Below are 12,951 nucleotides of genomic sequence, written 5' to 3' on the forward strand. Positions count from 1 at the left end.
CGAGAGCGCGGCGCCGCCGGCGCCGGCCGCCCCGCCCCAGTGCCCGGCGGCGAGGTTCCAGCCGGCGCGCTCCAGCGGGCGGGACCGCTCGGCGCGCAGCCGCAGCACCAGTTCGCCGGTGTTGATCCGCACCGGGCAGGCGACCTGGCACATGCCGTCGACGGCGCAGGTGTCCACGCCGTCGTAGGCGTAGTCCCGCTCCAGCTCGGCGAGGAGCGCCGTGTCGCCGGCCTCCTCGGCGGCGCGGGCCTCGCGGCGGAGCGCGATGCGCTGGCGCGGCGTCAGGGTGAGGTCGCGGGAGGGGCAGGCGGGCTCGCAGTAGCCGCACTCGACGCAGCGGTCGACCTCCTCCTCGACGGCCGGGGCCCGCTTGATGTCGCGCAGGTGGGCGTCGGGGAGGTCGGTGAGCACCACGCCGGGGTTGAGCACCCCGGCCGGGTCGAACAGCCGCTTGGTCTCGCGCATCACCTCGTACAGTTCGTCGCCGTACTGGCGGCGGACGAAGGGGGCCATGATGCGCCCGGTGCCGTGTTCGGCCTTGAGGGTGCCGTCGTTGCCGAGCACCAGGTCCACCAGGTCGTCGGTGAAGCGGCGGTAGCGGTCGAGGGCCGCGGGCTCCTCGAATCGCTCGCTGAGCATGAAGTGGATGTTGCCGTCCTTGGCGTGGCCGAAGATCACGCTCTCCGGGTAGCCGTGTTCGGCGAACAGCGCGGTCAGCCGCTCGCAGGTGTCGAGCAGCGCCGGCACGGGGACGGCGATGTCCTCCAGGAGCGCGGTGGTGCCGGCGGGCCGGGCGCCGGCGACGGTGGTGTAGAGGCCCTTCCTGACCTGCCAGAGGGCGGCCCGCTCGCGGGGGTCGCCGGTGAGGGCGAGCGGCGCGACGACGTCGAGGTCGGCGAGCAGCGGCTCGGCCGCGGCCCTGGCGGCGGCCACGGCGGCCTCGTCGGCGCCGAGGAACTCGATGAGGAACGCGGCGTGTTCGGTGGCCGGCGGCAGCGCGGCGAGGGCGGCGGCGGGGTCGCGTTCGGCCTGGGCGAGCCGCAGCGAGGTGGCGTCCATCAGCTCGATGGTGGCGAGGCCGGCGCCGGTGAGCGCGGGCAGCGCGGCGGTGGCGGCGGCCAGGGTGGGGAAGACCGCGAACCCGGTGGCGGCGTGCGGCAGGGCGGGCACGGTGCGGAAGGTGGCCTCGGCGACGAAGCCGAGCGTGCCCTCGCTGCCGACCAGCAGGTGGGCGAGGATGTCGGCCGGGCGGTCGTGGTCGAGGTAGGCGTTGACGCCGTAGCCCATGGTGTTCTTGATGGCGAACTGCCGCCGGATGAGGCGCACCGACTCCGGGTTGCCGCGCACCCGGTCGCGGAGCGCGGCGAGGCCGGCGTACAGCTCGGGCTCGGCGGCCAGCAGCCTGGCGTCCGCGTCGGGCGCGCCGGTGTCGACCACGGTGCCGCCGGGCAGCACGGCGACCAGCGAGTGCAGGGTGCGGTAGGTGTTGTGCTCGGTGCCGCAGGCCATGCCGCTCGAGTTGTTGGCGACGACGCCGCCGACGGTGCAGGCGATCTCGCTGGCCGGGTCGGGGCCGAGCTTCCGACCGTGCCTGGCGAGGCGGGCGTTGACCTGGCGGACGGTGGCGCCCGGCTGGGCGCGCACCAGGGCGCCGTCGTCCAGGACCTCGACGCCCTTGAAGTGCCGGCGGGTGTCGGCCAGCAGGCCCTCGGTGACGCCCTGGCCGCTGAGGCTGGTGCCGCCGGAGCGGAAGGTGAGCGGCAGGCCGCGTTCGGTGGCGGAGCGCAGCAGGGCGGCGACCTCGCCGACGTCGCGCGGGGTGGCCACCTCGGCGGGCACCAGCAGGTAGTGGGAGGCGTCGTGCGCGGCGGCGAGCCGGTCGAGCGCCCGGATGCTCGTGGTGGTCATCGGTTCTCGTCCACGGTGCGGTAGTGAACGGCGGCGTAGGTGTTGCGCAACGCCGCCATGGAGGCGTCGTACGAGCTTTGCGCCACTCCGGTGAAAAGGCAGTCGACGACCATGAGTTGCGCGATCCTGCTTCCGAGCGCCCCGGAGCGGAACCTGGTCTCCCGGGCGGCGGTGGTCAGCACCACGTCGGCCACCTCGCCGAGCGGTGACCGCCCGTGGTTGGTGATGGCGACGGTCGTGGCGCCCGCCTGGCGGGCGATGGTGACGAACTCGACGGTGTCGATGGTGGTTCCGGAGTGCGAGATGGCGATGGCGACGCAGGAGCCGTCGAGGGTGGCCGCGGCCGTCCTGGCGGCGTGCGGATCGCGCCAGTTGAGCGCGGTGCGGCCGATCCTGACCAGCTTGTGCTGGAGGTCGAGGCTGACGAAGGAGCTGGCGCCGACGCCGAAGCCGTCGATCCGCCGGGCACCGGCGACCAGTTCGACGGCCCGGGCGAGGGCCCGCCGGTCGAGGGTGTTCATGGTGTCGGCTATCGACAGCGTCTCGTTCATCGCCACCTTGGAGATGATCTGGTCCAGGGTGTCGTCGCGGTCTATGTCGCCGGAGACGGCGGGCAGGTCGGCGTGGGCCAGCTTCTCGCGGGTGGCCTCGCGCGCCACGTCGATGCGCAGGTCCCGGTAGTGCGCGTAGCCGATGCGGCGGTAGAAGCGGACCACGGAGGTCGGCGAGGTGCCGCAGCGCTCGGCGAGGTCGGCCATGGAGAGCCGCGCCGAATCGGCCGGGTTGTCCAGGAACGCCTGCGCGATGCGTCGCTCGGAGGGGCGGAGCGACGGCAGTGCCGCCCGCATCCGCACCAACACCGTTCTGGAGTCCGGCCGTTCAGTGGCTTCATCGCCCACGCTCGTTCCTTCCTGTCCGGCGCCCTTCGGCGCGCGCCGGCCCACGCTAGCGGTCCGAGCCCAACTCGCAAGGCTGTACGGGGAACATATTTACACCAGCGATTTCTTGAAGGTAAGTTTCTGACAGCTCCGCTGCACAGGCGCCTTGGTGTCACGCTCCGGACGTCGCCCGATACCGTGCGCGGCTGAGTACCACCCACAGCTTTGAGGAATCCCATGTCACACAGAACGCGGATAGCCCGCAGCACCCTGGCGACGCTGAGCGGGGCCACGGCCCTCTCGCTCGTGCTCGCCGGCTGCTCGGACTCCGGCTCGTCCGAGGGCACCGGGCCGGCCGGCGGCGACCTGGTTATCGGCGTCACCTCGGACCCCGACACGTTGTTCCCCTGGAAGGCCACCCAGTTCCAGGCGGTCAACGTGCTGGAGAACATCTACGGCTCGCTGACGGAGCTCGACTCGGACATGACGGTGGTGCCGGGCATCGCCGAGGAGTGGGAGACCTCGGACGACAGCCTGACCCTCACCTTCTTCCTGCGCGAGGGCGTCACCTTCCAGGACGGCAGCGCCCTGGACTCCGCGGACGTGGTGTTCTCGCTGGAGAGCATCAAGGACGAGGCGACGGCCGCCGTCGCGGCCACCTCGCTGGCGGCCGTGGAGTCCGTGGAGGCGCCCGACGAGCACACCGTCCAGCTCAACCTGTCGAGCCCCGACGCCTCGTTGCCGGCCAACCTGGCCTCCGTCAACATGGCGATCCTCTCCTCCGACGACACCGAGGAGGAGCTGAACAGCCAGCCCAACGGCACCGGCCCCTTCACCTTCGACAACCGGGTGTCGAGCCAGTCGATCACGCTGGTGCGGAACGAGGAGTTCTGGGGCTACCCGGCGGGTCTCGCCGGCCTCGAGTTCCGGGTGATCCCCGACGAGTCGGCGATCGTCTCCGCGCTCCAGTCGGGCAACGTGCAGATGGCCGTCTTCGACGACCCGCTGGTCGCCCAGACCGCCGAGTCCGGCGAGGTCACGGTGGACTCCACGGCGCAGCTCAGCTACCACGCCCTGATGCTCAACGCGCGCCGCGGCGACCTGGAGGACGTCAACGTGCGGCTCGCCGTGCAGTGCGCCATCGACCGGCAGCAGGTGCTTGACACCGCCGCGCTCGGCGAGGGCGAGGTCACGGGTCCCGTCACCTCCCCCGCCTTCCGCTCCGACCCGCAGGCCCGCCCGTGCCCCGAGCGCGACCTGGACCGGGCCGCCGAGTACCTGGCCGACTCGGGCAGGTCGAACGTCACGATCGACGCCATCGTCTCCCAGGGCGAGTACGCCACCTCGGTGAACGAGGCGCAGAACATCCAGGCGCAGCTGGCCGAGGCCGGCATCACCCTGGAGCTCGAGGTCCTGGAGTCCGGTGCCTACGTCGACCGCTGGGTGGCGGGCGACTTCGAGGCGGCGGTCGCGCTGAACGGCGGCAACCCCGACCCGAACGGCATGTACGGCCGGTACTTCACCAGCGACGGCAACCTGAACGCGGTGGCCGGCTACAGCTCCCCCGAGCTCGACGAGCTCTTCGCCGAGGGCCGCTCCATCGAGGACCCGGAGGAGCGCCGCGAGATCTACCGCCAGATCTCCGCCCACCTGGAGGAGAACGCGGCCTGGATCTGGATGTTCACCAGCTACAGCTACACGGCGTTGACCTCGTCGGTGCAGGGCTTCACGCCGATGCCCAACGGCTCCCTGCGGTTCCTCCGCACGACGGCCCTCACCTCCTAGGTCTGCGGCGGGGGGTGGTGTCCGGGCCAGCCGGGCGCCGCCCGCCGCGGCGGGAAAGATCCGCGTAACCATGCTCCGCACCCTGACCCACCACCCCGTCACCCGGCGGGCCGCCGCCGCCCTGGCGACCCTGCTCGGCGTCGCCGTCTTCGTCTTCGTGCTGCTGCGCGCCATCCCTGGCGACCAGATCACGGCCGCCCTCGGCACCGAGGCCGCGGCGCTCACCCCCGCGCAGCGGAGTGACCTGGAGGCGTACTACGGCATCGACCAGCCGCTGGTGCTCCAGTTCTTCTCGTGGCTCGGCAACCTGCTGACCGGCAACCTGGGTTACTCGACGCGCTCCCACGAGAGCGTCCTCGACCTGACGTTGCGCTCGCTGCCGGTCACCTTCGAGCTCGCGCTGCTCGCCATCCTGCTCGCGCTGCTCATCGGCATCCCGCTCGGCATGCTGTCCGCGTCGAGGCCCGACTCGCCGCGCGACGCCGCGGGTCAGCTGGTGGGTCTGGCCGGCCTGTCCATCCCGGCGTTCCTGCTGGCCACCACGCTGCTCTCGGTGCTGGCCTCCGACTTCGGCTTCAACCCCAACGGCCAGGCGTTCGCGCCGCTGTTCGAGGATCCGGCGCTGAACCTCCAGCAGATGCTGCTGCCCTCGCTGGTGCTCGGCTTCGGCATCGCCGCGCCGATCATGCGCACCACCAGGACGGCGGTGCTCGAGGTCCGCTCCAACGACTTCGTCCGCACGGCGCGCGCCAAGGGCGTGGGCGCCCGCCGGCTCCAGGTGCGGCACGTGCTGGGCAACGCGCTGGTGCCGATCGTCACCATGGTGGGGCTCCAGTTCGGCTATCTGCTGGGCGGGGCCGTGGTGGTGGAGCAGGTGTTCTCGGTGCCTGGCATCGGCCGGCAGGTGCTGCTCGGCATCCAGCAGAAGGACTACGCGCTGGTGCAGTCCACGGTGCTGGTGATCGCCGCCGCCTTCGTCCTCGTCAACCTGCTGACCGACCTGGCCTACCGGCTGATCGACCCGAGGGTGCGTGCCGCATGACCGACCTCACGCGTACCGCCCCGCTCGCGGTGCCCGCCGCGCGGCGGGCCGGCCGGCTGCGCGCGGTGCTGCGCAGCCCGAGCGGCGTCGTCGGTCTGGTGCTCGTCGCGCTGCTCACCGTCGCCGGGCTGCTGTCCTTCACGGGGCTGCTGCCCTACGACCCGGTGGCCCAGGACCCGCCGAACCGGCTGCTGTCGCCGTCCGGCGAACACCTCTTCGGCACCGACCAGTTCGGCCGGGACGTGTTCTCCCGGGTGGCCGCCGGGGTCGGCAGCTCCGTGCTGATCGCGGTGGTGGCGGTGACGCTGGCCACCGTGGTCGGCACCCTGGGCGGCCTGGTCGCCGGCTTCTTCCGTGGCTTCACGGACACGGCGATCGGCGGCCTCACCAACGTGCTGTTCGCGTTCCCGCCGCTGCTGCTCGCCCTGGCGCTGGCCTCGGTGTTCGACCGCAACTGGTTCACCGTCGCGGTCGCCATCGCCGTCGTCTACGCGCCGATCTTCGTCCGGGTCACCCGCGGCCCGGTGCTGTCGCTGCGCGAGATCGAGTACGTGAAGGCCGCCACCAGCATCGGGCAGGGTCGGCTCGGGATCCTCTTCCGGCACGTGCTGCCCAACATCGGGTCGATCGTGATCGTGCAGGTGACGCTCTCGCTCTCCTGGGCGGTGCTGACCGAGGCCAGCCTGAGCTTCCTTGGCCTGGGCACCCCGCCGCCCGCCGCGTCGCTCGGCTCGATGATCTTCGAGGCGCGCACGCTGGTGGAGATCGCCCCCTGGACGATGATCGCGCCGGGCATCGCGGTCGTCCTCCTGGTCGTCGGCCTCAACCTGTTGGGCGACGGCCTGCGTGACGCGCTTGACCCACGAAACCGAGGAGGACGCGCCCGATGAGGGTTCTTGGCATGATCTCCGGCACCTCGCACGACGGGATCGACGCCGCGCTCGTCGAGTTCACCTCGACGGGCGGGGAGCTGCACGGCGCGGTGGAGTACACCGCGAGCACCCCCTACCAGGACCGGCTGCGCAAGCGGCTGATCGCGGCGCTGCCGCCGGCCGCCACCAGCCTCGCCGAGATGTGCGAGCTCGACACCCTGATCGGGCAGGAGTTCGCGGCGGCCGCCGCGGCCGCGATCGAGGCGGCGGGCCCGGTCGACCTGATCGTGTCGCACGGGCAGACCGTCTTCCACTGGGTGGAGGGCGGCCGGGCCCTGGGCACCCTGCAGATCGGGCAGCCGGCCTGGATCGCCGAGCTGACCGGCGTGCCGGTGCTCTCGGACGTCCGGGCCAGGGACGTCGCGGCCGGCGGGCACGGCGCGCCGCTGGTCTCCTACCTGGACCGGCTGCTGCTCGCCGGGCTCGGCGGCACCCCGGCCGCGCTCAACCTGGGCGGCATCGCCAACATGACGGTGCTGCGCGGTTCTTCCGACCTCTACGCCTACGACATCGGCCCGGCCAACGCGCTGATCGACGCGGCCGTGGTGGCGGCCGGCCTGCACCCGGCCGGCTACGACGCGGGCGGCCGGATCGCCGCGTCGGGCACGGTGGACGAGCGGCTGCTCGCGGTGCTGCTCGACGACCCCTACTACCTGCTGCCGGCGCCGAAGAGCACCGGCAAGGAGCACTTCCACGGCGACTACACGACGCGCGCCGTGGCCTCGGCCGGCGTCGAGTCGACGTCCGCCGACCTGGTGGCCACCCTCACCGAGCTGACGGTCCGCACGGTGGCCCGCGACGTGCTGGCCGCCGGCGTCGACGCCCTGGTGGCCTCGGGCGGTGGCTGCCACAACCCGGTGCTGCTCGACGGGCTGCGGGCGGCGCTGCCCGGCGTCCGGCTGTCGACGACCGACGAGTTCGGCGCGCCGGCCGACGCGAAGGAGGCCATCGCCTTCGCGCTGATCGGCTGGTGCACCGCGCACGTGGTGCCCGGCACCGTGGCGGGCGGCGCCGCCGCCCGCGGGGCGCGGGTGCTCGGCAGCCTCACCCCGGGCGCCGGTCCGCTGGCGCTGCCGGCGCCGCCGGCCGCGCCGCCCGAGGCGCTGACCCTGAGCAGCCGGTGACGCCGACGCCCCGCCCCGCGACCGCCGCCGACCTCGACGGGGTCGTCGCGGTCTTCCTCGGCTGCTGGCAGGAGAGCTACCCGGCGGTGCTGCCGCCGGCGCTGGTGGCCGCGATGACCCGGGAGCGCGCCCTCGCGCTCTGGCGCGGGGCGTTGGCCGCCGGCGCGCCTGGCGAGGTGCTGGTCGCGGCGGCGGCGGGCGGCGAGGTGCGCGGCGTGACCCGCTTCGCGCCGGCGGGCGACGGCGGCACGGGCCTGATCCACTCGCTCTACGTCGCGCCCGCCGCCCAGGGCCTGGGCGTCGGCGCCGCCCTGCTCTCGGCCGCCACGGGCGCGCTGCGCGCGGGCGGCGCCGACCGCGCCGAGCTGTGGGCGTTCCGCGACAACGCCCCTTCGCTGGCCTTCTACCGCCGCCAGGGCTGGCGTCCGGACGGCGCGACGCGCGTCCAGGAGGAGTTCGGCGAGCCCGAGGTACGGCTGACCCGCGAGCTGGCCGCCACTCCGGAGGCGACGCCGTGACGGTGAATCACCCCGGCCCGCGGGCCGGTCGGCCGCCTCGGCGGGGAGCCGGCGGCGGCCGCTGGCCCCGCCGGGGAGCCGCGTCGTGAACGCGCCGCTGCCGACCGTGCGGCAGCTGCTCGACGCGGCGCCGCACGAGAGCCGGCCGCCCGGCGCCGCGTTGGCGCTGCACGCGCCGGGCCTCGGCGTCGAGCTGGCCGCCGGCTCCCGGTCGCCGGACGGCGCGCCGATGACCACGGCCACCCATCACGACCTGGCCTCGGTGACCAAGGTGGTGGCCACCACCACGGCGCTGCTCCGGCTGGTCTCCGACCGGCTCGTCGACCTCGACGAGCCGGTGTGCCGCCTGGTGCCGGGCTTCGCCGGCGGCGCCAAGGACGCGGTGAGCGTCCGCGATCTGCTGCTGCACCGCGGCGGCCTCTGGGAGTGGTGGCCGCTCTACGCGGCCACCGGAGGCGACCGGGACGCGGCGCTGCGGCACGCCGCCGGGCTGCCGCTCCGCTACCCGCCCGGCACCGAACGCCACTACTCGGACCTCGGGTTCATGCTGCTCGGCCAGGTGGTCGAGGCGGTCGCCGGGCAGCCGCTCGCGGCGGCCCTGGCCGACCTGGTGACCCGGCCGCTCGGCCTGTCCGCCACCCGCTACGGCCGGCCGGCCGGCACCGAGGTGGCGACCAGCGCCCGCGGCGACGACGTCGAACTGGCCATGGTGGACACCGGCACCCCGTACCCGGTGCCGTTCCGCGCCGCCGACTTCGGCCGCTGGCGGCGGACGCCCGTCACCGGCGAGCCGAACGACGGCAACGCGCACCACGCGCTCGGCGGCGTCTCGGGCCACGCCGGCCTGTTCGCGCCGCTCGGCGACCTGGTCGGGTTCGCGACCGCGCTGGCGGACTACCGGGAGCACGACCGGCTGTGGCGGCCCGAGGTGGCCGAGGAGTTCTTCGCGCCAGGACCGGACGCCGGCCAGTCGCTCGGCTTCCGCCGCTACGAGTTGACCGTCGGCGCCGAACGCCTGACGCTGCTCGGCCATCCCGGCTTCACCGGTTGCGCGGTCGGCTTCGTGCCGGGCCGCGGGATCGGCCTCGCGCTGGCGAGCTGCCGGCTGCTGGCGCCTGGCCGGCCGGTGCCGACCGAGGAGCTGTGGGCGCGGGCGCGCGTGACCGCCGGCGACGCCCTCGGCTCCGCCTCGCCCCACCCCGCACCACCGCGCGCTGCGCGCGCCACCCGAAACAGGTGACCATGGATACCCCAACCCCCGTTCTGTCCATCCGCGACCTCTCGGTCTCCTTCCGCTCGGGCGGCGTGGAGGTGCCCGCGGTCCGGGGCGTCTCGCTGGAGGTGGCGGCCGGCCGGACGGTCGCCGTGGTCGGCGAGTCGGGTTCCGGCAAGTCGACGACGGCCGCGGCCATCAACCGGCTGCTGCCGCCCGGTGGCCGGGTCACGGGTGGCCGGATCCTCTTCGAGGGGCGGGACCTGGCGGAGCTGAGCGAGCGGGAGATGGTCCGGGTGCGGGGCGCCGGGATCGGTCTCGTCCCGCAGGACCCGATGTCCAATCTGAACCCGCTGATGCGGATCGGCGACCAGATAGCCGAGGCGCTGATCGTGCACGGCCGCGCCGCCGGGAAGGCGGCCAGGGCGCGGGTGGTCGAGCTGCTGGAGCTCGTCGGCATCCCGGATCCGGCGCGGCGGGCCGACCAGTATCCGCACGAGTTCTCCGGCGGCATGCGGCAACGGGCCCTGATCGCGATGGGGTTGGCCTGCCGGCCGAGGCTGCTGATCGCCGACGAGCCGACGTCGGCGCTCGACGTCACGGTGCAGCGCCGCATCCTGGACCAACTGGACGCGCTGACCGACGAGATGGGCACCAGCGTCGTGCTCATCACCCACGACCTCGGGCTGGCGGCCGAGCGCGCCGACACCGTCGCGGTGATGTACCGGGGCGAGATCGTGGAGTCGGGCGAGGCCGGCCGGATCCTGGCGTCGCCCGGGCACGAGTACACCCGCCGGCTGCTCGACGCGGCGCCCAGCCTCTCCTCCACCACACTGGTCAAGGCCACCGCCCGGGAGCCCGAGGCCCGGGACCTGGTCGAGGTCAGGGACCTGACCAAGGTGTTCCCGGTCAGGAGTCCGGGACGCGGGGTGACGGATCGTTTCACCGCCGTGGACGGGGTGGGGTTCACCATCCCGCGCGGCCAGACCGTCTCGATCGTCGGCGAGTCGGGCTCCGGCAAGTCGACCACCGCCAACCTGCTGCTCGGCCTGGAGCGCCCGACCTCGGGGCAGGTGCTGTTCGAGGACACCGACATGGCGAGGCTCGGCCGGCGGGAGCTGTTCGCGCTCCGCCGCCGGGTGCAGCCGGTGTTCCAGAACCCCTACGCCTCCCTCGACCCCCGCTACACCGTGGCCAGGTCGATCGCCGAGCCGCTGAAGGTGCACCGGATCGGCACGGCCGCGGAGCGGGCGAAGCGGGTGACCGAACTGCTCGACCAGGTGGCGCTGCCGGCCGAGATGGCGGAGCGGCTGCCGCACGAGCTGTCCGGCGGCCAGCGGCAGCGGGTGGCGATCGCCCGCGCGCTGGCCCTCTCCCCCGACCTCGTGGTACTCGACGAGGCCGTCTCGGCGCTCGACGTGCTGGTGCAGGCGCAGATCCTGGAGCTGCTGGCCGAACTCCAGCGCGAGTTGGGCCTCAGCTACCTGTTCATCAGCCACGACCTGGCGGTGGTCCGGATGATCTCGCACCGGGTCCATGTGATGCGCGCGGGCCGGATCGTGGAGAGCGGCACCCCGGACCGGCTGTTCGCGGCCCCGGAGACCGAGTACACCCGTGAACTGCTGGCCGCCATCCCGGGCGCCGGCCTGGCGGCGGCGTAGCCGCCGACCGGCGCACGCCCAGCCGGCCGACCGCGGCGAAAACCGGATGCGGGCGGCCGGCGGCCCTGGCACCCTTGGCCGCCGAACATCCATCGCGCGAAGGGGACTTGATGAGCGACGAGCAGAGCGGCTCGCACGGGGTCCAGGCGCTGTTCGCCAGCGGCCGGCTCATCGCGATTCCGCGCCGCCAGGCCCGGCGTCGGCAGCTGCTGGAGTATCTGGCCGACACCCTCTTCGAGCCGCGCCGCACCTACCACGAGCGCGAGGTCAACGAGGCGCTGCTCCGGGTGCACGACGACTGCGCGGCGCTCCGCCGCTACCTCGTCGACGACGGCTGGCTGACCAGGAGCCCCGACGGCCGGCACTACCTGTTGGCCCCCGGCGGCTGACCCGGTTCCTCGGGCGTCAGCTCCCACCTGATCTCGCCGTCCTGCCACCGGTCGGTGGGGGCCAGGCCCGCCGCGGCGGCGACGGCGGCGGACGCGTGGTGATCGGGATGGACGTGTGCGCGGATCTCCCGCACGCCCAGCTCCCCCAGCCAGCCGACGAGTCCACGTGCCGCCTCGGTGGCGATGCCGCGCCCCTGCCACGGGGTGCCGACCACCCACGCGACCTCGGCGAAGGACCCGTGCTCGGCGGCGGTGAGCGTGGCCTGCACCGTCCCGGTGAGGCGGTTCGCCTCGCGGAGCCGGATCACCCAGTTCCACCAGGTCACGGCGGGATCGGGCGAGCCGGCCACCAGGCGCGCGTACCGGGCTCGCAGCGCCTCGGGAGAGTGCGGGGCGCCGCCGGTGAAGGCGTGCAGGGCCGGGTCGGCGAGCACCTCGGCCATCTCCGCCGCGTGCTCGACGGCGAGCGGCACCAGGCTCAGCCTGCCGGTCCGCACGGTTCCGATCCTCATGGCGCCCATGCTGTCCCCCGTCCCGCCGGAGGGCCACCGGATATCACGGATCGACGACGCCGCGGGCGGCAGACGGCCCGTCGCGGCGTTTCCAGCGGAGCGCTTAGGCTCGGCGGATGCCGTTCGATCACAACGACCACTACCACCGGCTGCTGCTACGGCAGTTGCCGCCGGGCGCCCGCAGCGCGCTCGACGTCGGCTGCGGGACAGGCCGGTTCGCCGGGCGGCTCGCCGAGCGTGGTCTCGCGGTGGACGCCGTCGACCCCTCGGCCGAGGTCATCGCGGCGGCCGAGGCCCACTCGGGCCCCGGCGGCCCGCGTTTCGTCCACGCCGACGTCACCACGATGGAACTGCCGGCCGCGCACTACGACTTCGTCTCCTGCCTGGCCAGCATCCACCACGTGCCGTTCGACACCGTGACCAGGCTGCGGGACGCCCTCGCGCCCGGCGGCGTGCTGGCGATCCTCGGCTGCTACCCGGAGCGGACCGCCGCCGACTACGCCACGAGCCTCGCCGCCGTACCGGCCAACGCCGCCGCCCGCCTGGCGGTCGGGGCCGGCGACCGGCTGCGCGGCCGCCCGGCCCCGCCGAAGGCGCCGGTCGCCAGGCCCGAACTGCCGCTCCCCGAGATCCGCCGGCAGGCGGCCGACCTGCTGCCCGGCTGCCGGGTCCGCCGGCTCCTCTTCTGGCGCTACCTCCTCGTCTACACCAGGCCAGGAACCTAGCCCTTGCTGGCGCCGGCCGTCAGCCCGGCCACCAGGTACCGCTGCCCGAACACGGCGGCCAGCACCACCGGCACGGTCATCAGGCTGGCGGCGGCCATCAGGCCGCCCCAGTCGGTGCCCGCGTAGGAGATGAAGTTGAACATCGTGACCGGCACGGTCTGCGTGCTCTCGTCGGCGAAGATCAGCGCGAACATGAAGTTGTTCCAGCTGAAGACGAAGGCGAGGAGGGAGGCGGTGGCGGTGCCGGGGGCGGCGAGGGGGAGG

General features: G+C 73.9%; 12 protein-coding genes and 1 pseudogene. 9 read left to right on the forward strand and 4 right to left on the reverse strand.

Annotation, left to right across the window (positions count from 1 at the left end):
* Both ACYVPE_RS36805 and ACYVPE_RS36810 read right to left on the reverse strand, forming a co-directional pair.
* A partial coding sequence (locus ACYVPE_RS36805; RefSeq protein ID WP_461038183.1) for an FAD-binding and (Fe-S)-binding domain-containing protein occupies window positions 1-1,908 on the reverse strand: 1,908 nt, incomplete at its 3' end.
* Window positions 1,905-2,807, reverse strand: coding sequence for a MurR/RpiR family transcriptional regulator (locus ACYVPE_RS36810; protein ID WP_461038184.1), 903 nt, complete (start codon window positions 2,805-2,807; stop codon window positions 1,905-1,907). The genes ACYVPE_RS36805 and ACYVPE_RS36810, both read right to left, overlap by 4 nt.
* Before the next feature lie 216 nt (window positions 2,808-3,023).
* On the opposite strand from ACYVPE_RS36810, the gene ACYVPE_RS36815 reads away from it, so the two are divergent.
* The 8 genes from ACYVPE_RS36815 (at window position 3,024) to ACYVPE_RS36850 (ending at window position 11,450) form a co-directional block, all read left to right on the forward strand.
* Window positions 3,024-4,571: an ABC transporter substrate-binding protein gene (locus tag ACYVPE_RS36815; RefSeq protein WP_461038185.1), complete on the forward strand. Its 1,548-nt coding sequence runs from the start codon at window positions 3,024-3,026 to the stop codon at window positions 4,569-4,571.
* Window positions 4,572-4,641: 70 nt separating this feature from the next.
* A complete protein-coding gene (locus tag ACYVPE_RS36820; protein WP_461038186.1) occupies window positions 4,642-5,613 on the forward strand; it encodes an ABC transporter permease in 972 nt (323 codons plus the stop codon).
* Window positions 5,610-6,503, forward strand: a complete 894-nt coding sequence (locus ACYVPE_RS36825; protein ID WP_461038187.1) for an ABC transporter permease — start codon at window positions 5,610-5,612, stop codon at window positions 6,501-6,503. The genes ACYVPE_RS36820 and ACYVPE_RS36825 overlap by 4 nt, the downstream gene beginning before the upstream one ends.
* Window positions 6,500-7,669, forward strand: coding sequence for an anhydro-N-acetylmuramic acid kinase (locus ACYVPE_RS36830; protein WP_461038188.1), 1,170 nt, complete (start codon window positions 6,500-6,502; stop codon window positions 7,667-7,669). Before ACYVPE_RS36825 ends, ACYVPE_RS36830 begins: the two co-directional genes overlap by 4 nt.
* Entirely contained in the window at window positions 7,666-8,187 is a 522-nt protein-coding gene (locus ACYVPE_RS36835) for a GNAT family N-acetyltransferase (protein WP_461038189.1), read from the forward strand. The genes ACYVPE_RS36830 and ACYVPE_RS36835 overlap by 4 nt, the downstream gene beginning before the upstream one ends.
* A gap of 85 nt (window positions 8,188-8,272) precedes the next feature.
* Window positions 8,273-9,427 carry a serine hydrolase domain-containing protein gene (locus ACYVPE_RS36840; RefSeq protein ID WP_461038190.1) on the forward strand — a complete coding sequence of 385 codons (1,155 nt, stop codon included), beginning with the start codon at window positions 8,273-8,275 and terminating at the stop codon, window positions 9,425-9,427.
* A gap of 2 nt (window positions 9,428-9,429) precedes the next feature.
* Complete coding sequence (locus ACYVPE_RS36845; RefSeq protein ID WP_461038191.1) at window positions 9,430-11,061, forward strand: ABC transporter ATP-binding protein; 1,632 nt, start codon at window positions 9,430-9,432, stop codon at window positions 11,059-11,061.
* A gap of 110 nt (window positions 11,062-11,171) precedes the next feature.
* Entirely contained in the window at window positions 11,172-11,450 is a 279-nt protein-coding gene (locus ACYVPE_RS36850; protein ID WP_461038192.1) for a DUF2087 domain-containing protein, read from the forward strand.
* Here ACYVPE_RS36850 and ACYVPE_RS36855 read toward each other — a convergent pair.
* Entirely contained in the window at window positions 11,426-11,971 is a 546-nt protein-coding gene (locus tag ACYVPE_RS36855) for a GNAT family N-acetyltransferase (RefSeq protein WP_461038193.1), read from the reverse strand. The genes ACYVPE_RS36850 and ACYVPE_RS36855 overlap by 25 nt on opposite strands.
* 107 nt (window positions 11,972-12,078) lie before the next feature.
* Between ACYVPE_RS36855 and ACYVPE_RS36860 the strand changes: the two genes are divergently transcribed.
* Window positions 12,079-12,687, forward strand: coding sequence for a class I SAM-dependent methyltransferase (locus ACYVPE_RS36860; protein WP_461038194.1), 609 nt, complete (start codon window positions 12,079-12,081; stop codon window positions 12,685-12,687).
* Here the strand turns inward: ACYVPE_RS36860 and ACYVPE_RS36865 are convergent.
* Window positions 12,684-12,951 (reverse strand): annotated as a pseudogene (locus tag ACYVPE_RS36865) (carbohydrate ABC transporter permease); the annotation flags it as partial. The gene ACYVPE_RS36860 and the pseudogene ACYVPE_RS36865 sit on opposite strands and share 4 nt — an antisense overlap.

The organism is Streptomyces mayteni, from assembly GCF_054783955.1.